Source organism: Priestia sp. YIM B13486 (genome assembly GCF_042787865.1).
Lineage (GTDB): Bacteria > Bacillota > Bacilli > Bacillales > Bacillaceae_H > Priestia > Priestia megaterium.
The window spans coordinates 1-20,645 of record NZ_JBHZOZ010000019.1 but is presented as its reverse complement, the minus strand read 5'-3'; the positions used below and the strand labels follow the sequence as shown (position 1 = coordinate 20,645).

The following is a 20,645-nucleotide window of genomic DNA, read 5'->3' as shown; positions in this document are numbered from 1 at the left end:
ACATTACTATATAGTATCACTTTTATTATAATCAATTCACACAAAAAGACGTAACCTTTTGGTTACGTCTTTTTATATTATTCTTCGTTATCTTTTTCTTTTGTTGCTTCAACATCGCCTTCAGCATCCTGAACTTCGCCGCTGTCCGGCTCTTCTTCCTGTTGAGGAGGTAGCACAGAAGCAACTGTATCTTCTGCATCATGCGTAATTTCTAGCTTTTTATCTACCTTAATATCCGCTACTGTGATTGTATCATTAATTCCTAACTCTGATACATCTACGTCAATAGACGATGGGATATCCTGCGGCAAGCCTTTTAATGAAATTTCATATAGAGACTGCTGTAATACGCCGCCTTCTTTTGTTCCTTTTGCTTCTCCTACTAGAGATAAAGAAACTTCAGTATCAATTTCTTTCTTCATGTCGACCACTTGGAAATCGGCGTGGACAATTTCGTTTTTTAATGGATCAGTTTGAATATCATGTAACATTACGGAATATTTTTGCTTATCCACTTGTAATGTTAACACTCCATTGCGTCCTGCTTCACGAATAGTCTTAATAAAATCAGCACTGTTTAAGTAAATAGGTGTGGATTCTGTTTTATTTCCGTAAACAACCGCTGGGAAGTTTCCTTCGTCGCGAATCTTTCTATTTGTAGAATTTTTGAAATCCGTTCTTTTATTTGCTTGAATTGAAATACTCATTTTATTCACCTTCCAGTATGTTTTCTACTTAAAATGTACCCTTTTTAGAAGGTTGCTAAACATGAAACCCAGTTTGAACAGTAATATATCTTTGTTCTTTCCGTCCAAAGCGCTTTAAAATCAAGGGTTAGCACATTTAAATTTTTTTCAAAAAAACCTCTTTCCAAATGGAAAGAGGTTCTGTTTATCAATCAAATAATGTACTAACTGATTGCTCTTCGTGAACACGAATAATCGCTTCACCGATTAACGGAGCTACTGAAAGTTCTGTTACTTTATCAATTTTCTTATCTTCTGTTAAAGCAATAGAGTTTGTTACAGCTAGCTCTTTGATTGTAGAGTTTTGAATACGCTCAATCGCAGGGCCTGAAAGTACTGGGTGTGTACAACAAGCATATACTTCTTTTGCACCTGCTTCAATTAATGCACTTGCACCAATTGTAATTGTACCAGCTGTATCAATCATATCATCAATCAAGATTGCTGTTTTTCCTTCCACTTGTCCAACAATGTTCATAACTTCTGCTACGTTTGGACGTGGGCGACGTTTGTCAATGATAGCAATCGGCGCTTTTAGACGTTCCGCTAAACGGCGAGCACGCGTTACGCCACCGTGGTCCGGAGATACAACAACAACGTCATCAAGGTTTTTACTTTTGAAGTATTCACCTAAAATTGGAACACCTACTAAATGGTCAATTGGAATATCGAAGAAACCTTGAATTTGAGGAGCATGTAAATCTAATGTGATAATACGAGTAGCTCCCGCTTTTTCAATGATATTTGCTGCTAATTTGGCAGTGATTGGTTCACGTGCACGAGCTTTACGATCCTGACGAGCATAGCCATAGTAAGGCATAACGATGTTAATTGTTTTAGCTGATGCACGTTTTAATGCATCAATCATAATTAATAATTCCATTAAGTGTTCGTTAACTGGAGCACTTGTTGATTGAATGATAAATACATCACAACCACGGATACTTTCTTCAATGTTAATTTGAATTTCACCGTCACTGAAACGATCAACCGAACATTTACCTAATTCCACACCAATTACTTTTGCGATCTCTTCAGCTAAAGCCTTGTTTGAATTTAGCGTAAATAACTTTAAATTTTCATCAGCATATACATTTGACATTTTATTGTGAAACCTCCGTCAGGATTTTTTATTAATATCAAGCTTTTCAGCATAGTTTTCTTTATTTACTTGTTTCGCACGAGCAATTGATAATGCTTTTCCTGGCACATCATCCGTTATGGTTGAACCAGCTGCAACATAGGCGCCTTCACCAATTGTTACAGGTGCAATTAAGTTTGAGTTACATCCTACGAATGCCCCATCTTCAATCTTTGTTAAAAATTTATTTTTCCCATCGTAGTTAACTGTAATAGATCCGCACCCTAAGTTTACACCTTTTCCGACCTCTGCGTCTCCAATATAACTTAAATGAGAAGCTTTGCTACCTTTGCCAAAAGATGCTTTTTTAATTTCTACAAAGTTTCCTACGCGCACTTCATCTCCAATTAATGATTGAGGACGAATATGTGCAAATGGGCCAATTGTGACTTCGTGACCAATTTCACTATCGTGAGCAACAGAATGGCGAATAGAAGTATTATTACCTATTTTGCAGTCTTTAATTTCACTGTTAGGTCCTACTTCACAATTCTCTCCAATTACAACTGTTCCTTGAATAACCGTACCAGGATAAATAACCGTATCTCTGCCAATGACAGCATCTGCTGAAATGTACGTGTTAGAAGGATCCACAATCGTCACTCCATTTAACATATGCTGCTTGTTGATGCGCTTTTTCATTGTTTCTTCTGCTTGAGACAGAGCAAATCGATCATTAACGCCCAATGTTTCAGCAAAATCGGATGTTTGATATGCAGAAATAATTTGACCTTCATTTTTTAGAATTTCAATAACATCAGGTAAATAATACTCTCCCTGTACATTATCATTTGAAACTTTTGAAAGTGTCTCAAATAATTTCTCATTATCAAAACAATACGTACCAGTATTAATTTCCTGTACAAGACGCTCTTGTTCTGTGGCATCTTTATGCTCCACAATCTTTTCAACAGACCCTTGTTCATTTCGAATGATGCGTCCATATCCTGTTGGATCTTCTGCACGAGCTGTTAAAATAGTTGCCATTGCATTTGTTGCTTCATGATGCTTTAATAAAGATTCAATTGTTTCAGCTGTAATAAGCGGAGTATCTCCACATACAACAATTGTCGTACCTTTTTCATGTGCAAGTAAAGATTCTGCTTGCATTACTGCATGAGCTGTTCCTAACTGCTCTTCTTGTAAAGCAAATAAGCTTTTATCTCCAACATGTGATTTCACTTTTTCGGCACCGTGACCTACAACTGTAATTAAATTTGTTAAATCCAAACGTGATAACTGATCAATTACGTGTTGCACCATCGGTTTGCCACACACAGGGTGTAACACTTTATATAAAGATGACTTCATACGTGTACCCTGACCAGCTGCCAATATGACTGCATATCTTTTTGACATAACAGGCCTCCAATTTTACCTTTTTATCCATTAAGAATATTATATCAAAAATGACAGCATTTCAAGGAATCATTTATAAGTCATGAATTTTATTTTTTGGTAATGCTAAAGTTTTACAAAGGTGTGAAATTATATAAATGGTAATCAAAAAGAAAAGAGCCTACTTTTCAGTAGACTCTTAATGTATCATATGTTTACGAAGCACCCGCTTCTTCGAATTCAACTTCTACCTCACCTAAACGATGATATTCTGCTAAAACAGCATCTTGAATCTTTCCGCGAGTATTTGAATTGATTGGATGTGCAATATCACGGAACTCACCATCCGGTGTACGTTTACTTGGCATGGCTACAAATAAGCCATTATTACCATCAATCACACGAATATCATGAACAACAAATTCACCATCTAATGTGATTGAAGCAATCGCTCTCATACGTCCTTCAGTGTTCACGCGGCGTAATCTTACGTCAGTTACTTCCATCTTGTTCACCACCTTTTTCTATGCGAAGCTTTACATACTTAATTCCACAGAATTTTGTGTTTTCCTGCTATTCAGAAAAAATTTTTAGAAAATTTTCGCAAAAAAAGTGAACAATTGGAAGTTACTTGCTTTTTGTTAGAAATTTGTTAATTTAATTACCCTTTAACAAGCGCAATAACTTCAATTTCAACAAGTACATCTTTAGGTAGTCTCGCAACTTCTACACATGAACGTGCCGGCTTATGGTCCCCGAAGTAGTCGCCATAGACTTCATTTAACGCTGCGAAGTCGTTCATATCTTTAATGAACACGGTTGCCTTTACAACTGTATTTAGAGAAGCTCCAGCTTCTTCAAGAACTGCTTTTAGATTTTCAAATACTTGAGTAGCTTGTACTTGAACATCTCCTTCGACCAACGTACCATCTGGACGAAGTGGAATTTGACCTGAACTGTAAAACAAGTTATTCACAACAATTCCCTGTGAATATGGACCAATAGCTTGCGGTGCATTTTTCGTTTGAACCTGTAACATATGTTCCTCTCCCTTACTTGATCAAATATATTTTAAGTAATTGCCTTCTTGTACACGAATTTGTTTATCTTTGATATTTACATCTGTTAATTGTACAAGGGACACATACTCATCCACTAAACGTTCTTCAATATCTTCTGATTCTACTAAAACTCCAATACCAGCAACAGTTGCATCGAACTCTTCAAGCAAGCTAACCATTCCATTTACAGTACCGCCAGCTTTCATGAAATCATCAATGATGAGTACATTTGACCCCACCGCTAAACTTCTTTTAGCTAACAGCATCGTTTGAATGCGCTTAGATGAACCCGACACGTAGTTAATACTAACGGTCGATCCTTCAGTTACTTTACTGTCTCTGCGCACAATAACAACGGGCACGTCTAAATACTGAGCAACCGCATACGCAATAGGAATACCTTTTGTTGCTACAGTCATCACCACATCGATTTTGCGGTTAGCAAAAAGCGATGCATACAAGCGACCGATTTTATTCACAACGCGGGGGTTCCCTAAAATATCAGTTAAATATAAATATCCACCTGGCAGTAAACGCTCAGGTTTTTCAATCAACCCACATAATTCTTGAACAAGCTGACCGGCTTCTTCATTCGTCATCTTTGGAATGAATTTAACTCCGCCGGCAGCCCCTGGTAGCGTAACCAAAGTTCCGATACCCTGCTGTTCAAAAGTTTGTTTAATAATCGCCATATCTTCGCTAATCGATGATTTTGCGGAATCATATTTATCTGCAAAATACGTAAGAGGGATAAGGCGCTGAGGGTTTTGAATGAAATAGTTGGTCATATCAATTAATCGTCCACTACGTCGAAACTTCATAACATCCTCCTGAAAATCCGAATATTGTAATGTAAATATAACATTAACATACGGATTTATTCAAGCGTTATTCGTTCACCTAGTAGCCTAACTGCATAAACTTTATCACAAAAGCCACGTAATCCATTATAAATGCGATGCATACGTGAATCATGCTGTACAAGTCCAAATACAGTTGGCCCACTGCCGCTCATGAGCACAGCATCGGCGCCAAAACGCTTTATTTGTTCTTTAATGAGAGCTACTTCTGGATGCATTTTCAGCGTTACTGCTTCCAATACATTTCCTACAAGGCTACACATTTGATCATAATTTCCTGATTGTATGGCGTGAACCATCTCATCTACTTTAGGATGATCCATCTCTTCAATTTTTAAGTTTCGATATACATCTGCTGTAGAAACACCTATTTCAGGCTTAGCCAAAATCACCCAGCAGCTTGGAGGTGCCTCAATATGCTCTACAATCTCTCCGCGCCCTGTAGCAAGAGCTGTCCCTCCGTACACGCAAAAAGATACGTCAGAGCCAATCTCAGCCCCTATTTCTGCAAGTGTGTCTAATGATAACCCTAATTCCCATAACGTATTTAAACCGCGTAATGTAGCAGCCGCGTCACTGCTGCCTCCAGCTAATCCAGCAGCTACTGGAATATGTTTATCAATTAATATATTTACACCTTTTGAAATGTTATAACGTCGCTTCAAAATCTGCGCTGCCTGATAAGCGAGATTTCGCTGGTCATCTGGAACAAAGCGATTATGAGAATAGATAACAATTCGTCCATCTTCACGGTCAGAAAGTTCAATTCTGTCCGCTAAATCAATTGTTGTCATAATCATCTTAACTTCATGGTAACCATCTGGACGTTTATGTAACACATCAAGTGACAAATTTATTTTAGCCGGTGCTTTCACCATTAATTTCAACTTACTTCACCTACTTCATCTTATCGAGTTTAACGCTATTTTATCATAAAATGAACAAGATATAGCTGTTCATTTAAACATCTTTGTTTAATCCTATGTTTTATCTTTCATTTTGGGACAAAAAAACCGAAGCGGTTATACACTTCGGTTTTCCTCATTTCACTTTAAATAGTCATATAAGCATTGATTTTCACTATGCTATTGCTTCAGCTGCTGCTGTGCAAGCTCTACAGCTCGCTTCACCATATTGCCTGCGTCTTTTGCCCGGATAGCGCCCCAGCCTTCTGCTTGTACAGTATCGTAAAAACCAAGTTCTTTAGCCAGTTCTTCTTTCAGCTTCGATGACATAATCCCTCTACGCCTTGACATTGCACATGGCTCCTTTACGTATAAAATGAAATTTCAACCTGAATCTCCTCGCTCTTTTACATAAGAAACGCGAGGACGATATGTATAGTATGTATAAAAAATAATGCATATATAATTTGAAAAAAAGACCAATAAAAAAGCAGTAAACCAATGTCCACTGCTCATCACCACTTGCTATATTGCCTATGTCATTCTTAGAAAAATTTCAGTTGCACTGTTTCCGTTAACACATCTGCGTAACTATACGAAACGCGCTCCAAAGAGTTTTCCTCTTGATCTAATTCAACGATAAAAACAGATGGGTACGTTTCTGTTAATACACCTGAACGTTCTACTGTTTTTCTACGACCACCGTTTGCTTTTAAAGTTAATCGTTGGCCTAGGTGCAAATCCAGCGCTTGCTTAATATCAGACAAAGTTTTCGCCATATTGGTCCACCTCACTATGTATAGTGTAACACATGTTAGAAAAATAGTCAAAAACATAAAATTATAACAATCTATCTCTAATTGTGTCAATAAATAATTTTCAACATGAATCTACATTTCGCTGTTAGTATGCTCGTTTTTCAACGAAATATGTATATCTTTAGCAAATATTGAAAATGATTTTGTGTAATTAAGCGTATACTTTGGCTTCATACGAAAAAACAACTGGTTGCACATCATGCGTGTACATGCTGTAACCAGTTGTTTTTATTTCTACTCATCGCTTTCATAAGGCATGCCCGTGCGAAGCAGCCCTTTTGTTTCTACTCCTCCTAAACCTTTAGCACCCGTTAATGTATTACGTAAGACGTCCCATACATTAATACGATCTGTGAAAGGAGTAAAACTTAGTTTTGCTACTACATACACAGGGTCAAGAGCATGAATATTTACACGTGAAGGTGAACTAGCAAAGTTCGCTCCAGCTTGAATCAATAATTCAAAATGCGATTGACAGGCACCTGCAAAAATCACCAGCTGATCTAAATTACCAACTCTTTTTCTTGCTTCTTGGACTGTTTGAATATAGTGCTTGGAATGTCTATAAGCAAGGAGATCATCTTTATTTCCTTTTCCTTTGGAATAGGCATCATGACCTGTCAGCACTAGAATATCGGGTCTTACATCCTCAATTAGCTTTCCAACCTTCTCAGGCATTTCTGACTCAACGCAATGAACACCATAAACAGGAACACCAATTTTTTCGTAAACCAACAAACATTTACGTAAATAATTAGGGTCTCCGTCTACGTGCAGGACCTTTCCTGGAATTTGAAATAAGCGATGTGAATGGCTGTATCCATTTGTCATGCTATATTCAGTTTTCTCTCGAACGAGCCGATAATCCTGTTGAATAAGCTCCAAGGATCTTTCTAAAAGTTCTTCTTCTTGTTTTTTTCTTTGATCCTGTTCTTTAGCATCCACAACCTCTAGATCTGTACAAGGAGCGTCCGCAATCAACCGAACGTCTTCTCCTATTAAAGTCGCATATTTCCCCGTTTCGCTGTCATTAATAGCTATAACACGAAAAAGCAAATCTCTTTGATAAGAAGGTCGTGTAACTATATCACCAATTTTGATGTTCATATGCTTCACTCCGTCTTTGCTACTTCAAAAATAAATTCTCTTCATAGCCTATGACTTCATGATAAAAATGTGATAATTTAGCGAAATGATTTTAAAAGTTGATCACTTAGCTTTCCAAATTCTTGAATAGATAACGTTTCGCCTCTTCGTTTCGGATCAATTTCAGCAGTTGAAAGTGCTTGCTCAATGTCCACTTTTTTCTGCTTTCCATTTGGCAAGTTGTTCACTAGATTGTTTAAAATTGTTTTTCGGCGCTGTCCGAAGCTTGCTCGTACAACTTGGAAGAAGAATGCTTCATCTTGGACTTCTACCGCTGGCTTCGGTCTTCTTAACAATCGAATAACAGCTGAGTCTACATTAGGCTGCGGATTAAACACTGTTTTAGGCACAATCATAACCGTCTCAGCCTCTGTATAGTATTGAATAGCAATAGAAAGTGAACCGTACTCTTTTGTTCCCGGTTTAGCTGCTATACGGTCAGCAACTTCTTTTTGAAGCATAACGACGATTCCACGTACCGGAATTTGCTCTTCTAATAACTTCATCAAAATGGGTGTCGTCACGTAATACGGTAAATTCGCAACGACCATTAAATCTTCTATGTTTTCGAATTCTTGTTCGAGCGTCCCTTTTAAATCCGCTTTTAACACATCTTGATGAATAACTTTTGCATTTGAGTAAGGAGAAAGAGTATCCGCTAAAATCGGAAGCAAACGCTGATCGATTTCAAATGCCAGCACTTTTTTTGCACGCTTTGCTAGCTGTTCAGTTAAGGCCCCGATACCAGGTCCAATCTCAATAGCTCCCGTTTCTTCTGTTATTTCCGCATGATCAACAATACGATGTAAAATGTTCGTATCAATTAAAAAATTTTGTCCCAAACTCTTTTTAAATGTAAAACCGTATTTCTTTAAAATTTCCTTGGTTCGATTAGGCGTTGCAATATCTTTTAACACGATCCCTTTTCCTCCTTATTTATCTGCTCAACAGCTCTGATAAAGTCCTCTTTTGAAATTTGGAACATCTGTAATCGTTTATGGAGCTGCTTTCCGTTGGCATAACCAATTTTTAATAACTTCCCTATTCTTTCACGTCGAGACTTGGCTTTACTATCTCCTATCAAACGAGCTACGATTAAATCCTCTTGAGAAATCTCCATAGCTGCCCCCATCCACTCTTGCTTCACATCTTTTAGTGCTTTTTGAATAGATGCAATAGAAGCATGTTCAACTCCAATACCTTTGCCATTTTTAGGGCGAGCCTCTTCTTTATCTAGGAATGCATGTTTACATCCGGGAACACGTTCTGAAACAATATTTCGAATTCGCTGTCCTGGATAATCTGGATCTGTAAAAATAATCACGCCTCGTGTTTTTTGAGCTAATTTTACTTTCTCAATGGTTTCTTCATTTACAGCTGATCCATTTGTCTCGATGGTATCCGCATCCACTGCACGTTTAATTGCTACAGTGTCATCTCGGCCTTCTACTACAATAATTTCTTTAATCTTCATTGCTTCCTCCAAAACATTCAGTTTTGTTCATTTGCTTTTCAGTAAAAATGAAATGCTCATTGCGCACATCATTTTTCTTCTATGAAATCAACGTTTTATCTTATTATCAACTAAATTAAAAAACATCTACCTGTTATTTTAACTGAAAAAGGCAGAGGATAACATTCTCCTCTGCGCCTATCTTTACTTTAACACGAAAATGATTGTTATATGAGAAAAAGTTTTAATCATTAATTCCAAATAGCTTTTTAGCGTTAGCTGTTGTAATATCAGCTAATTCTTCATACGTTATCCCTTTTAACTCTGCAATTTGCTCTGCTACGTATGAAACATAGCCAGGTTCATTGCGCTTGCCGCGGAATGGATGAGGAGTCAGATAAGGACAGTCTGTTTCAATTAATAGTTTATCTAAAGGAAGCTCTGTAGCAACTTCTTTTGGTTTTTTCGCATTTTTAAAAGTAACAGGTCCACCGAAAGAAATATACATATTCATATCCATACACTGCTTCGCTACTTCAATACTGCCCGTGAAGCAATGCATAATCCCGCCAACTTCTTCTACGTGCTCTTCTTTTAAAATGGTTACCACGTCTTCGGTTGCATCACGATTATGGATAATGATAGGTAAATTCACTTTGCGAGCTAAGCGAATTTGACGGCGAAATACGTCCTTTTGAACCTCTTTAGGCGATTTATCCCAATGGTAGTCTAATCCCATTTCTCCTAAAGCAACAACTTTCGGATGCTGAGCTAACTTTTCAATCCAAGCTAAGTGCTCATCCGTCATATCAACTGCATCTACTGGATGCCATCCTACACTAGCATAGATAAAGTCATACGTTTCAGCTATTTGAATAGCCTTTTTAATGGTAGGTTCATCGAATCCAACAACTACCATGTTTTGAACACCTTTTTCTAACGCACGATTAATTACTTCTTGCAAATCATCTTCATACTGTTCTGCGTTTAAATGAACATGTGTATCAAATAACATCTAATCGATCCTTTCCATGAATAAAAGGGGGTCCTCGCATGTTACACGTGAAACACCCCTTTTACCTATACTTATTTTATCTTCGTGTACTTATTTTATCTTCGTGCCGTTTGCTAAGTTTTGATCTACGCTTGCTAGTGAAAGACCATTCTCATCTTCCCCCGCTAAAATCATTCCTTGTGATAGTTCACCGCGCAGTTTCACAGGTTTTAAGTTGGTTACACAAATTACTTTTCGACCTACTAATTCTTCAGGCTTATAAAACTTGGCAATACCTGAGACAACCTGGCGTTTTTCATAGCCAAGATCAAGCTGCAGCTTTAATAGTTTATCTGCTTTTTTAACTGGTTCTACTTGCGTAACTTGCGCTACACGAAGCTCTACTTTCATGAAATCATCAATCATAATCTCTTCAGAAGGCTCTTCCTTCACAACAGGTTTTTCTTCCTTTGGAGCACTCCCTTGCATCTGCTCTTTAATAAACGCTACCTCTTCTTCTCGATCTAGACGAGGGAACATTGGCTCACCTTTTTCTACTTTTGTGCCTTCTTTAAGCATATTAAAACGCGTTGTGCTTTCCCACGTTTTTAACACATCTTCTTTTACACCAATCTGAGCAAAAATCTTCTCAGGTGTACGCGTTAAGAATGGCTGCAGCAATACCGCAATGTGACGAATTGATTCAGCTAGATGTGTCATAACAGAAGCAAGTTCTGCACGCTTATTCTCATCTTTTGCTAACGCCCAAGGCTGCGTTTCATCAATGTATTTATTCGTGCGGCTTACATATTGCCAGATAGAAGCAAGAGCCACTGAAAACTCCATATCTTCCATCGCTTCTTCATATTTGTTCACTGTATCTTTTTGAGCTTGGACGATAAGTGCATCAAACTCTGTTACATTACCTTCATAAGTTGGAATAACACCATCAAAATACTTATTAATCATCGCCACTGTACGATTAACTAGGTTGCCAAGATCATTTGCTAAGTCAAAGTTAATACGTTCAACAAACGCTTCTGGTGTAAATACGCCGTCTGAACCGAATGGAACTTCACGAAGTAAGTAGTAACGAAGGGCATCCAGTCCATAGCGGTCAATCAATGTCACTGGGTCTACTACATTCCCTTTTGACTTCGACATCTTTCCATCTTTCATTAATAACCAGCCGTGAGCAAATACTTTCTTAGGAAGTGGCAAATCAAGGGCCATCAACATGATTGGCCAATAAATAGTATGGAAACGTACGATTTCTTTTCCTACTAAATGTACGTTAGCCGGCCAATATTTTCGATAGTTTTCATCGTTCTCTGTACCATACCCAAGAGAGGTGATATAGTTAGAAAGCGCATCAATCCATACGTAAATAACGTGTTTTGGATTACCTGGAACTTTTACCCCCCAATCAAACGTCGTACGAGAAACAGCTAAGTCTTCAAGGCCAGGCTTAATAAAATTATTGATCATTTCGTTTTTACGGGACTCTGGTTGAATAAATGAAGGGTTTTCTTCATAAAAAGCTAGTAAACGATCTACATATTTCCCCATTTTAAAGAAATAGGACTCTTCTCGAACGAGCTCTACAGGGTGTCCGCTGTCCGGGCTTTTTCCGCCTACAACTTTTCCATTTTCAACGATTGGATCTACTAGTTGATGCTCTGTATAGTACGTCTCATCGGGAACTGAATACCAACCTTCATACTCATCAAGATAAATGTCACCTTGTTCTAAAAGGCGCGCAAAAATCTTTTCCACGATTTCTTTATGTCTGGGTTCTGTTGTACGGATAAAATCGTCATACGAAATATCCATCTTATCCCACAGCTCTTTGATTCCAGATACAATATCATCGACGTATTGCTGAGGTGTCACATTTTTCTCTTCTGCTTTTCGCTGAATTTTTTGACCATGTTCATCTGTACCTGTTAAATAACGTACGTCAAACCCTCTCAAACGTTTATAACGAGCCATTGCATCTCCTGCTACTGTCGTGTATGCATGCCCTATATGTAATTTACCACTCGGATAATAAATCGGCGTAGTAATATAAAATGTATTATTTCCATCTGCCATGTTCATAACCTCCAACATTCCATTTCAACATTTTGATTTATATGTACGTAATCATATAAACCCTGTCTTCTTATTCTACTATCTATCATACTATTTTACATGATAATTTCAAAACATTCTCTTCCTATATACACCGGAATATGACGGATTCACTTCATTTTTAAATAATCATTATTTTTCCAAAAAATAATCCTGTTAATTGTATCAGCTTCGCCCTATTTTTATATAAAATATACCCTCATTCAAAAAGTCACTTTGATGAAAACGACAAATAGGTCTAATTTTGTCGTTTTATGTCGAATTATATTTACCCTATCTTCAAAATAGTTAATATCAAGCTATTTAGACGATTAATCTTTTTTCCAATGAAACCCCTTGTCATTCCTTGACTGACGGTCACAATTAGCTTGTAAACAAGTGGAGAAAAAAATTTTTTACCAGCTACATTTTTTTACATATAAAATGATTGACTAGTTTTGGAAACGCTGGTATTATGAAAGTACGTTGAAATTGTCGAATAATGACGAAAGTAATAACATAGAAAAATGATTACTGAGAGGAGAACGATTAATATGAAATCTACAGGTATTGTTCGTAAAGTTGATGAATTAGGACGCGTAGTAATTCCAATTGAATTACGACGTACATTAGGAATTGCAGAGAAAGATGCTCTAGAAATCTATGTAGATGAAGAGCGCATTATCTTAAAAAAATACAAACCAAACATGACTTGCCAAGTAACAGGTGAAGTATCTGATGATAATATTCAACTTGCTAGCGGCAAATTAATTCTAAGCCGTGAAGGTGCAGAACAAATCATGAAAGAACTTCAAGATTCTTTACAAGCTTCTAAATAAAACGAAAAGCTGTCTATGATAGACAGCTTTTTTTAATGTACGTGATATTCACTATAAATGTCTCGCTTTGACACATCTCGGTCTTTTGCCACTTGCCTAATAGCTTCTTTGTTTGAAAGTCCTTCTTCTACATAGTGATCAACATGCTCGATAATGGTGAGCTGTTCCCACCATAGATTACTTTCATCTGGCGCTTCTTCATTTGTCCCTTCAAGAATTAAGCAGAATTCGCCTCTAATATCTGTGGCATTTGTCCATTCAATTGCTTCTAATACACTTCCTCTTAAAAATTCTTCATAGCGTTTTGTTAACTCTCTACATAACACAATAGATCGGTTCCCTAAAATTTCTTCTATACTCTTTAGCGTTTCTTTTAATCGATGAGGAGCTTCATAAAATATCATGCTTTCCTTAATATACTGAAGCTCTTGAAGCTGTTCTTTACGCTGTTTTTTATTTCTGTTTAAAAATCCATAAAAGTAAAACTGCCCCGTAGGTAGTCCCGAAGCAATTATAGCTGTTAATGCTGCGTTAGGCCCCGGCAGCGGAACAACCGTATATCCTTCTTTAACGGCAGCTACCACTAACTCATAACCAGGATCTGAAATACAAGGCATGCCTGCGTCGCTTACTAAAGCAATATTTTTTTCACTGTCTAAGTCGCTTAACAGCTGTTCACTTTTTGTATGTTTATTATGTTCATGATAACTTGTAATAGGTGTATCGATCTCAAAGTGGTTACATAGTTTTTTCGTTTGTCTCGTATCTTCTGCGGCAATATAATCAACTTCTTTTAAAATTCGAATCGCACGAAATGTCATATCCTCTAAGTTTCCAATAGGAGTGGGAACTAAATATAAAACGCCTCGTTCATTCGATACATCATAACTTTTTTGTGATTTCATTCTGCTTTTCTTGCTCCCTTCGAATGTAAGCCTGTTTTTTCACTCTGCTTAACTGTTTGAACCAATATTCTTTTTGCATAGCTTCTGTTTTAGAAGTAAACACCTCATGCCAAATTAATGAAACAGGCCTTCTTGCTCTCGTATATTTTGCCCCTTTTCCTTCATTATGGACAGAAATACGTTTTTGCAAATTATTCGTGTAACCAGCGTAATACGTACAGTCCTTGCATTCAACTACGTAAAAATAATGATTATTTTGTTCCATATAAAATCCTTTTTAATTCGTCCGTGTATTCATCATTATCTTGGTAGACCACCAGGGGAGGAAGAATCTTTAAATCTGGACTTCCATCCTTCGTACCTTCAATTAAAAGTGTATTTGCTTCTTTCCCATCTTTAGGATAGACAAACTGAAGTCTCTTTGGCTCTAAACGGTACTGCCTCATTAACGTAACGATATCTAACAGTCTTCCTGGACGGTGAACTAATGCCACTTTTCCGCCTTGCTTCACTAGTTGACTACTGGCTCTAATCACATCTTCCAACGAACAATGAATTTCGTGGCGAGCGATTGCAAAGTGTTCGTTTTCATTTATCTCTTCTTTATTGGATGTGGTGAAATAAGGAGGATTACATGTTACAACATCATATTTTCCATAACCCAGTTCTTGAGGCGCATTTTTTAAATCACCATGTATCATTTTAATCTGCCCATCGAGCTGATTATACACAATACTTCTTTGCGCCATACTATGTAGCCGCTCTTGAATTTCTACACCAATAATTTTTCCCTTTGTTCGTTTAGATAAAAACAGGGGGATTACACCGTTTCCTGAACATAAATCAACCAAGTTACCTTTACGAATTGGGACATAAGCAAAGTGAGATAAAAGCACAGCATCCAATGAAAAGGAAAAGACAGACGGACTTTGAATAATGCGCATCTCCTCATCGGCTAATAGATAATCTAAACGTTCATCTCCATATAACTCAACCATAGTCGTTCTTCTCCTTGTACATCTATTATTTACATCTTTTACTCATAAAAAGAACCTCTCCAAAAGGGAGAGGTGTTGTTACTTTTTATTTAAAAATGACAAGCAAAACAAACAGTCTCCATCTTTACGCACACTTCCATAATGAATGTTACAAATATGAAAACCCTCTTGGTAAAGGCGAGCCAAATTGTCATATCCTTCTCCGATATCAATTTGTTTTTGCTCTTTTGTTTGAGCGCTTGCTTTTGAATGTCTATTTTTCAGCTTCGTTTCGAAGTTTGTCTGGTCAAGGCGACGGCGCAAATGATCATTTTCTATTTGCAGGTGATGATTTTCTTCAATTAACTCAGCAAGATGCTCTTTCAACTCACCTAACTGCTTATATAAATGACCAATTTGTTCCTCCATGTTTGTCACCGAATCAAAAATCTCTTTTTTATCCACCTTTGCCCACCTCGTTAATCTGTGGCTTGAAACGAAACAGCACCTTCATTATTGATCTCATCCAGAGTATACTCTAAAATTTGTTCGTGATCTGACAGTTCCACTTGAATAATTCTTTCCAAAATATTCAAACCCACTACACGTCCTGAACCATCTGAAGTTTTAATTGTTGAACCTATATCAGGAAGCTGTTCTTTTGCCGTTTCATACTCATCATTTTCATATTTTAAACAACACATCAAACGTCCGCATAAACCAGAAATTTTCGTTGGATTAAGCGATAGGTTTTGGTCTTTGGCCATCTTAATAGAAACCGGCTCAAAATCACCTAAAAACGTTGAGCAACATAGCATACGTCCACAAGGACCTATCCCGCCCAACAGCTTTGCCTCGTCTCGTACACCGATTTGACGAAGCTCAATTCGCGTACGGAAAATAGCAGCTAAATCTTTAACTAACTCTCTAAAATCAATACGGCCGTCTGCTGTAAAATAAAAAATGACTTTATTACGATCAAACGTATATTCTACATCTACTAACTTCATATCTAAATCGTGTGATTGAATTTTTTGCACGCATACATCATACGCTTCTCTAGCAGCTTGTTTATTTTCATCCACAATCAGCCTGTCTTTTTGTTCGGCAATGCGGATTACTTTTTTCAAAGGAAGTACGACATCGTGTTCACTTACTTGCTTTTTATTAATAACCACTCTGCCAAATTCAACACCACGAACTGTTTCTACAATAACAAACTCACCATCTGGAATTGTAAGTTCTCCAGGGTCAAAATAATATATTTTTCCCGCTTTTTTAAAGCGAACGCCTACTACATCATACAAGCTTTTATCCCTCCTGCAAATCCAACACCAGCTGTTCCATTAATAACTGTAGATTCATATTTGAATTTAATTTATTTTTGGCCTTCAAGATAACCTCTAAGCGATAAATCGCTTTTTCCTGCGTTGTCTGAAGAGCTTGCTGTTTTAATTCTTCTATTTTATGACGATAGACGATTTTAGACTCTTGTCCAACTTGCAGCGTCAACAAATCACGATAAAGAAGCATCAATAAAGTTAAACCAATATGTGCTTGTTCTTTTTCTTTAAAATGTGTTACCCACTTTTCATGAATAAAAAGAAGAGCTTGTTGAGGTCTCGTTGTTAACACTTCATATAATTGTATCACTAACTTTATTGCAAGTCCAAACCATTCATCTTTACTTAATTCAATTGCTTCATCAATGCTGTTTGTTAAATTAGACAAGATGGACGCATCTACTCCGGAAAGGCCCTTTTCTACTAGTTTTTCAGCTAACTGTTCTGGTGTAAGAGATCGAAATGATATTACTTGGCAACGTGAGATAATTGTATCTAATAAGCGCTGTATATTTTCTGTTAATAAAATTGCATAAGTTCCGTTGCCAGGCTCTTCTAAAAATTTCAGTAAACTATTTGCTGCGCTTACTGTCATTTTATCAACATGATTCACAATATATAACTTTTTATTAGATTCAACACCGGTTTTTGTGAATTCTGATTGCAAAAATTGAATTTGCTCTTTTTTAATCGATAAACCGGCTGGCTCAATCAAGTGAATATCTGGATGATTACCTGAATCAATTCGCCGGCAGTTACTGCACTCATGGCATGGCCTATGATTAACTGGCTTTTGGCAAAACAGCGCTTTAGCAAACAAAAAACTAATTTGTTTTTTACCTGTTCCTTTGCTTCCTTCAAATAAATAAGCATGAGCAACTCGCTCTTTAAGTAAGCTGTTTTGCAAAATCTTTAATACGTTCGGCTGAAGAGCTTCAAGCTGTTCCCATGTATTTCCCATTCAATCATCACTTTCTATTTAAAATCTTCTCTCTTAAAATTGATGAAATTGATCTACTGGTAGTACGAATACTGTAGCTCCGCCCACTTCAACTTCAACAGGATACGGAATGTATGAATCTGCATTACCGCCCATCGGTGCCACAGGAGAAATCATCTGCCTGCGGTTTTCACATTGGCCCTTAATAATATCAAGTACTTCATCTACTTTATGATCATCTGTACCAATCATAATTGTTGTATTCCCTGATTTTAAAAATCCGCCCGTACTTGATAATTTGGTTGAACGAAACCCTCTTTCTACAAGTGCATTTAAAAGCTTTGAGCTATCTGAATCTTGAATAACGGTCATTACTAATTTCATGAATAACACCTCATTTTACTTTTTTGTTAAGAATAGTATAGCAAGAATAACAATCATCTGTATTTATTTTAAAATCAATTTTATTTGTTTATAAGCTTCTTCACAGACTTTTTCAACGGATTGATTTGCATCAATTCGTCGAATACGCTCTGGAAATTCACTCAAAAGAGATAAATATCCATCTCGTACTTTATAATGAAAGTCTAAGGATTCTAAATCTAATCGATTAATCTCATCTTTTCGACCTTTATTAATTCTTTCTAATCCTACCTCAGGCTCAATATCAAAATATAAAGTGGCCTGTGGCATCGTTTGCTCAATAGCAAATTGATTGATAGCAAAAATATCTTCTACGCCTATGCCCCGCGCATTTCCTTGATAAGCAAGTGAGCTATCAATAAAACGGTCACATAATACTATATTCCCTTTATTTAGCTCAGGAATCACTTTTTCTACAAGATGTTGTCTTCTAGCCGCAGCATAAAGAAGTGCTTCGGTTCTGGCATCCATTTCCGTATTAGATGGATTTAAGATGATTTCACGAATTTGTTCAGCAATTCGTATGCCTCCAGGTTCTCTTGTTAATACAATGGTATAACCCTCTTGTACTAATTTTTGTTGAACCATATGGATGATCGTCGTCTTACCAGCACCTTCTGGCCCTTCGAATGTAATAAACGTTCCTGACATGTATAAATTCCTTTCTCTATTTAAATACTTCTATCTTTCCTTCTTCCATACAAGATCCGCCCTGAATATGACCATTTAACCTTTGAATATGCAAAATATAGTCAATATGATTGCTTGTAATCGTTTCTCCCTCCATTAAAATGGGAATTCCAGGAGGATATGGAATAACAGATTGTGCGCTTACACACCCAATCGCCTCTTCAAACGAACACATATGCTTTGATCTTAGTTTTCTTTCTTCCATAGGCAGGAGAACCGTTGCTCTTGAAAAACGAAATGGTTTGATTATTGGTTTTTTATATGACTTACGCTGTATATTCTCTACTGCTTGTCTAACCCGCTTAATTGTATCATTAAAATCCCAACTGCTGCTCAAAGGTAGAACAAACAATACATAGTTAACGTCAGCTAGTTCTGTATAAATATCTTGCTTTTCCAGTTCCTTTTGCAAATGATATCCTGTTGCAGCCGAACAAGTCAACGTCATTTTCAAAAGGTCGGTAGCAGTTTGATCTGTTTCCACATCAATAGTTGAAAGTGTATCAATCTCATTAATCTTTTCAACAAACGAATGAATATTATCAGTCATTCTATCAATATCATGCTGAGTAAACTGCTGCAGATAATACCGTGCTAAATCAAGAGAAGCCATAATAGGGTATGAGGGACTGCTTGACTGCAGTACTTGTAGGTAATGCCGAACGCTTTGCTTATTTATCAACGTCCCCTGCATATGTAAATAAGAACCCATAGTCATAGCTGGCAGCGTTTTATGTGCTGACTGAACAACAAGATCCGCTCCATACGTAACAGCTGACGACGGAAAAGGATTACCTAAAATAAAGTGGGCTCCATGAGCTTCATCAATAATTATAGGAATATTGTAGCCATGAATAAAGTCAATGATCTCCTTTAGATCTCGCGCCACCCCGTAGTAAGTAGGATTTGTTAATACAAATGCTTTTATATCCTCAGAACCCTCTACAGCTGCTTTAATTGTTTTAATGGATACACCTGTACTAAGATGTGTTTTTGAATCTATTTCAGGAGCTAAAAAAATAGGTGATGCCTTTGATAAAGCAATAGCATTAAAAATAGATTTATGAGAATCTCTTTGAACAGCAATTTTATCTCCTTCTTGACAAAGAGATAAAATCGCGGCGAGATTGCCTACAGTAGAACCATTAACTAAAAAAAAGCTTTCATCTACTCCATACAACTTTGCCGTTAAATCTTGTGCCTCTTTAATAACAGATTCTGCTTCATGTAAATCATCTAATCCGCTAATTTCTGTTAGATCGTATTGCAAAAAGTCTGCGTAAGAAGACTGAATATATGAAGGTAGAATTTGACCATTTTTATGGCCGGGCACGTGATAAGAGAGTGACCTCTTTTCGCTGTGCCTTACTAAACGGTTATATAAAGGTAAATATGTATCCATACATCCATTCCTTACTTTTTGTAAATATAACATTGCTAACTTGATAAAAGAATATGTAAGTATTTTTTCTATCAAAATTGATTTTTCTTTCATTATAACAAACTTAGTTGATTTTTTTGAGCCATATAAAGAAGCCCTTATAAAAAAGGGCTTTTAGTAAGAAAACGCTCCTGATATTCTCTTTAATTGATTTACTAACAATTGATAACGAAAATGAGATGAATCCACCTCTACAATCTCTACCTCGCAGTGTTGGCATATAAAGCTGGAAAACACCTCAATACCCTTTGTATGCTGTTCATGACAAACGGAACATGTTTTAATTTGTTTTTCCATTACTCTCCACCTCCACTAAATAAGTATCGACAAGATGTAACTTCTTTATGCACTTCATTTACCCCATTTTATGTAGATAGCTTATACTCTGTGAATAATAAAAAAAGGACTAGCTAAAATAGCTAGTCCTTTTTCAGGTGCCTGGCAACGTCCTACTCTCACAGGGACAAAGTCCCAACTACCATTGGCGCTAAAGAGCTTAACTTCCGTGTTCGG

25 protein-coding genes and 1 rRNA gene are annotated in these 20,645 nt (G+C 36.9%); 1 reads left to right on the top strand and 25 read right to left on the bottom strand.

The features are described 5' to 3' along the window. Positions 1-77 precede the first annotated feature (77 nt). From ACFX4G_RS26540 to metG, 14 genes are all read right to left on the bottom strand, one after another. Entirely contained in the window at positions 78-707 is a 630-nt protein-coding gene (locus ACFX4G_RS26540; protein WP_230185357.1) for a 50S ribosomal protein L25/general stress protein Ctc, read from the bottom strand. 187 nt (positions 708-894) lie between these two features. Continuing rightward, a complete protein-coding gene (locus ACFX4G_RS26535) occupies positions 895-1,848 on the bottom strand; it encodes a ribose-phosphate diphosphokinase (protein WP_013054866.1) in 954 nt (317 codons plus the stop codon). Positions 1,849-1,866: 18 nt separating this feature from the next. Beyond that, positions 1,867-3,246 (bottom strand): bifunctional UDP-N-acetylglucosamine diphosphorylase/glucosamine-1-phosphate N-acetyltransferase GlmU, encoded by a 1,380-nt coding sequence (gene glmU, locus ACFX4G_RS26530; RefSeq protein WP_377578012.1) that lies wholly within the window; start codon positions 3,244-3,246, stop codon positions 1,867-1,869. 194 nt (positions 3,247-3,440) lie between these two features. Next, complete coding sequence (gene spoVG / locus ACFX4G_RS26525) at positions 3,441-3,731, bottom strand: septation regulator SpoVG (protein ID WP_013054864.1); 291 nt, start codon at positions 3,729-3,731, stop codon at positions 3,441-3,443. Positions 3,732-3,886: 155 nt separating this feature from the next. Further along, the gene (locus ACFX4G_RS26520; protein ID WP_013054863.1) at positions 3,887-4,264 is read right to left on the bottom strand and encodes a RidA family protein; all 378 of its coding nucleotides are present in this window, start codon (positions 4,262-4,264) and stop codon (positions 3,887-3,889) included. A gap of 21 nt (positions 4,265-4,285) precedes the next feature. Continuing rightward, positions 4,286-5,107 (bottom strand): pur operon repressor, encoded by an 822-nt coding sequence (gene purR, locus ACFX4G_RS26515; protein WP_013054862.1) that lies wholly within the window; start codon positions 5,105-5,107, stop codon positions 4,286-4,288. A 56-nt stretch (positions 5,108-5,163) separates the two neighbouring features. Next, positions 5,164-6,033 carry a 4-(cytidine 5'-diphospho)-2-C-methyl-D-erythritol kinase gene (ispE, locus tag ACFX4G_RS26510; protein WP_013054861.1) on the bottom strand — a complete coding sequence of 290 codons (870 nt, stop codon included), beginning with the start codon at positions 6,031-6,033 and terminating at the stop codon, positions 5,164-5,166. A 198-nt stretch (positions 6,034-6,231) separates the two neighbouring features. Further along, positions 6,232-6,402 (bottom strand): small, acid-soluble spore protein, alpha/beta type, encoded by a 171-nt coding sequence (locus ACFX4G_RS26505; RefSeq protein ID WP_013054860.1) that lies wholly within the window; start codon positions 6,400-6,402, stop codon positions 6,232-6,234. A 194-nt stretch (positions 6,403-6,596) separates the two neighbouring features. Then, entirely contained in the window at positions 6,597-6,830 is a 234-nt protein-coding gene (gene veg / locus ACFX4G_RS26500) for a biofilm formation stimulator Veg (protein ID WP_013054859.1), read from the bottom strand. A 273-nt stretch (positions 6,831-7,103) separates the two neighbouring features. Next, the gene (gene yabG, locus ACFX4G_RS26495; RefSeq protein ID WP_013081339.1) at positions 7,104-7,976 is read right to left on the bottom strand and encodes a sporulation peptidase YabG; all 873 of its coding nucleotides are present in this window, start codon (positions 7,974-7,976) and stop codon (positions 7,104-7,106) included. A gap of 77 nt (positions 7,977-8,053) precedes the next feature. After that, complete coding sequence (rsmA, locus tag ACFX4G_RS26490) at positions 8,054-8,932, bottom strand: 16S rRNA (adenine(1518)-N(6)/adenine(1519)-N(6))-dimethyltransferase RsmA (protein WP_377578009.1); 879 nt, start codon at positions 8,930-8,932, stop codon at positions 8,054-8,056. Further along, positions 8,926-9,489, bottom strand: a complete 564-nt coding sequence (gene rnmV / locus ACFX4G_RS26485) for a ribonuclease M5 (RefSeq protein WP_013081337.1) — start codon at positions 9,487-9,489, stop codon at positions 8,926-8,928. Before rnmV ends, rsmA begins: the two co-directional genes overlap by 7 nt. Positions 9,490-9,712: 223 nt before the next feature. Further along, a complete protein-coding gene (locus tag ACFX4G_RS26480) occupies positions 9,713-10,483 on the bottom strand; it encodes a TatD family hydrolase (RefSeq protein WP_013081336.1) in 771 nt (256 codons plus the stop codon). A gap of 90 nt (positions 10,484-10,573) precedes the next feature. Beyond that, positions 10,574-12,556, bottom strand: a complete 1,983-nt coding sequence (metG, locus tag ACFX4G_RS26475) for a methionine--tRNA ligase (protein WP_097825381.1) — start codon at positions 12,554-12,556, stop codon at positions 10,574-10,576. Positions 12,557-13,122: 566 nt separating this feature from the next. On the opposite strand from metG, the gene ACFX4G_RS26470 reads away from it, so the two are divergent. Then, entirely contained in the window at positions 13,123-13,413 is a 291-nt protein-coding gene (locus ACFX4G_RS26470) for a transition state genes transcriptional regulator AbrB (protein WP_170836841.1), read from the top strand. 32 nt (positions 13,414-13,445) lie between these two features. Here ACFX4G_RS26470 and rsmI read toward each other — a convergent pair whose 3' ends face one another. The 11 genes from rsmI to rrf form a co-directional block, all read right to left on the bottom strand. Further along, positions 13,446-14,318: a 16S rRNA (cytidine(1402)-2'-O)-methyltransferase gene (rsmI, locus tag ACFX4G_RS26465; protein ID WP_377578005.1), complete on the bottom strand. Its 873-nt coding sequence runs from the start codon at positions 14,316-14,318 to the stop codon at positions 13,446-13,448. After that, positions 14,296-14,583: a GIY-YIG nuclease family protein gene (locus ACFX4G_RS26460; protein ID WP_043979037.1), complete on the bottom strand. Its 288-nt coding sequence runs from the start codon at positions 14,581-14,583 to the stop codon at positions 14,296-14,298. Before ACFX4G_RS26460 ends, rsmI begins: the two co-directional genes overlap by 23 nt. Further along, a complete protein-coding gene (locus tag ACFX4G_RS26455; RefSeq protein WP_097825382.1) occupies positions 14,570-15,316 on the bottom strand; it encodes a tRNA1(Val) (adenine(37)-N6)-methyltransferase in 747 nt (248 codons plus the stop codon). The genes ACFX4G_RS26460 and ACFX4G_RS26455 overlap by 14 nt, the downstream gene beginning before the upstream one ends. Positions 15,317-15,394: 78 nt before the next feature. Then, positions 15,395-15,760 (bottom strand): DNA replication initiation control protein YabA, encoded by a 366-nt coding sequence (yabA, locus tag ACFX4G_RS26450; RefSeq protein WP_013054848.1) that lies wholly within the window; start codon positions 15,758-15,760, stop codon positions 15,395-15,397. 14 nt (positions 15,761-15,774) lie between these two features. Further along, the gene (locus tag ACFX4G_RS26445; RefSeq protein ID WP_013054847.1) at positions 15,775-16,602 is read right to left on the bottom strand and encodes a PSP1 domain-containing protein; all 828 of its coding nucleotides are present in this window, start codon (positions 16,600-16,602) and stop codon (positions 15,775-15,777) included. Between the two features lie 4 nt (positions 16,603-16,606). Beyond that, the gene (holB, locus tag ACFX4G_RS26440) at positions 16,607-17,599 is read right to left on the bottom strand and encodes a DNA polymerase III subunit delta' (RefSeq protein WP_377578002.1); all 993 of its coding nucleotides are present in this window, start codon (positions 17,597-17,599) and stop codon (positions 16,607-16,609) included. 33 nt (positions 17,600-17,632) lie between these two features. After that, on the bottom strand, positions 17,633-17,962 hold the full coding sequence (locus ACFX4G_RS26435) for a cyclic-di-AMP receptor (RefSeq protein WP_043979044.1): 330 nt from the start codon (positions 17,960-17,962) through the stop codon (positions 17,633-17,635). A 63-nt stretch (positions 17,963-18,025) separates the two neighbouring features. After that, positions 18,026-18,652 carry a dTMP kinase gene (tmk, locus tag ACFX4G_RS26430; RefSeq protein ID WP_377577999.1) on the bottom strand — a complete coding sequence of 209 codons (627 nt, stop codon included), beginning with the start codon at positions 18,650-18,652 and terminating at the stop codon, positions 18,026-18,028. A 16-nt stretch (positions 18,653-18,668) separates the two neighbouring features. Then, positions 18,669-20,093 carry an aminotransferase class I/II-fold pyridoxal phosphate-dependent enzyme gene (locus ACFX4G_RS26425; RefSeq protein WP_377577996.1) on the bottom strand — a complete coding sequence of 475 codons (1,425 nt, stop codon included), beginning with the start codon at positions 20,091-20,093 and terminating at the stop codon, positions 18,669-18,671. Between the two features lie 153 nt (positions 20,094-20,246). Then, positions 20,247-20,429, bottom strand: coding sequence for a sigma factor G inhibitor Gin (locus ACFX4G_RS26420; RefSeq protein WP_013081329.1), 183 nt, complete (start codon positions 20,427-20,429; stop codon positions 20,247-20,249). A 139-nt stretch (positions 20,430-20,568) separates the two neighbouring features. Further along, a 5S ribosomal RNA gene (gene rrf, locus ACFX4G_RS28215) occupies positions 20,569-20,645 on the bottom strand; the annotation flags it as partial.

What these genes read in the sequence shown, in the direction of transcription:
- ACFX4G_RS26540 (WP_230185357.1), bottom strand. Translation starts at nt 707, where the DNA reads ATGAGTATTTCAATTCAAGCAAATAAAAGAACGGATTTCAAAAATTCT.
- ACFX4G_RS26535 (WP_013054866.1), bottom strand. Translation starts at nt 1,848, where the DNA reads ATGTCAAATGTATATGCTGATGAAAATTTAAAGTTATTTACGCTAAAT.
- glmU (WP_377578012.1), bottom strand. Translation starts at nt 3,246, where the DNA reads ATGTCAAAAAGATATGCAGTCATATTGGCAGCTGGTCAGGGTACACGT.
- spoVG (WP_013054864.1), bottom strand. Translation starts at nt 3,731, where the DNA reads ATGGAAGTAACTGACGTAAGATTACGCCGCGTGAACACTGAAGGACGT.
- ACFX4G_RS26520 (WP_013054863.1), bottom strand. Translation starts at nt 4,264, where the DNA reads ATGTTACAGGTTCAAACGAAAAATGCACCGCAAGCTATTGGTCCATAT.
- purR (WP_013054862.1), bottom strand. Translation starts at nt 5,107, where the DNA reads ATGAAGTTTCGACGTAGTGGACGATTAATTGATATGACCAACTATTTC.
- ACFX4G_RS26505 (WP_013054860.1), bottom strand. Translation starts at nt 6,402, where the DNA reads ATGTCAAGGCGTAGAGGGATTATGTCATCGAAGCTGAAAGAAGAACTG.
- veg (WP_013054859.1), bottom strand. Translation starts at nt 6,830, where the DNA reads ATGGCGAAAACTTTGTCTGATATTAAGCAAGCGCTGGATTTGCACCTA.
- yabG (WP_013081339.1), bottom strand. Translation starts at nt 7,976, where the DNA reads ATGAACATCAAAATTGGTGATATAGTTACACGACCTTCTTATCAAAGA.
- rnmV (WP_013081337.1), bottom strand. Translation starts at nt 9,489, where the DNA reads ATGAAGATTAAAGAAATTATTGTAGTAGAAGGCCGAGATGACACTGTA.
- ACFX4G_RS26480 (WP_013081336.1), bottom strand. Translation starts at nt 10,483, where the DNA reads ATGTTATTTGATACACATGTTCATTTAAACGCAGAACAGTATGAAGAT.
- metG (WP_097825381.1), bottom strand. Translation starts at nt 12,556, where the DNA reads ATGGCAGATGGAAATAATACATTTTATATTACTACGCCGATTTATTAT.
- rsmI (WP_377578005.1), bottom strand. Translation starts at nt 14,318, where the DNA reads ATGAAATCACAAAAAAGTTATGATGTATCGAATGAACGAGGCGTTTTA.
- ACFX4G_RS26460 (WP_043979037.1), bottom strand. Translation starts at nt 14,583, where the DNA reads ATGGAACAAAATAATCATTATTTTTACGTAGTTGAATGCAAGGACTGT.
- ACFX4G_RS26455 (WP_097825382.1), bottom strand. Translation starts at nt 15,316, where the DNA reads ATGGTTGAGTTATATGGAGATGAACGTTTAGATTATCTATTAGCCGAT.
- holB (WP_377578002.1), bottom strand. Translation starts at nt 17,599, where the DNA reads ATGGGAAATACATGGGAACAGCTTGAAGCTCTTCAGCCGAACGTATTA.
- ACFX4G_RS26435 (WP_043979044.1), bottom strand. Translation starts at nt 17,962, where the DNA reads ATGAAATTAGTAATGACCGTTATTCAAGATTCAGATAGCTCAAAGCTT.
- tmk (WP_377577999.1), bottom strand. Translation starts at nt 18,652, where the DNA reads ATGTCAGGAACGTTTATTACATTCGAAGGGCCAGAAGGTGCTGGTAAG.
- ACFX4G_RS26425 (WP_377577996.1), bottom strand. Translation starts at nt 20,093, where the DNA reads ATGGATACATATTTACCTTTATATAACCGTTTAGTAAGGCACAGCGAA.
- ACFX4G_RS26420 (WP_013081329.1), bottom strand. Translation starts at nt 20,429, where the DNA reads ATGGAAAAACAAATTAAAACATGTTCCGTTTGTCATGAACAGCATACA.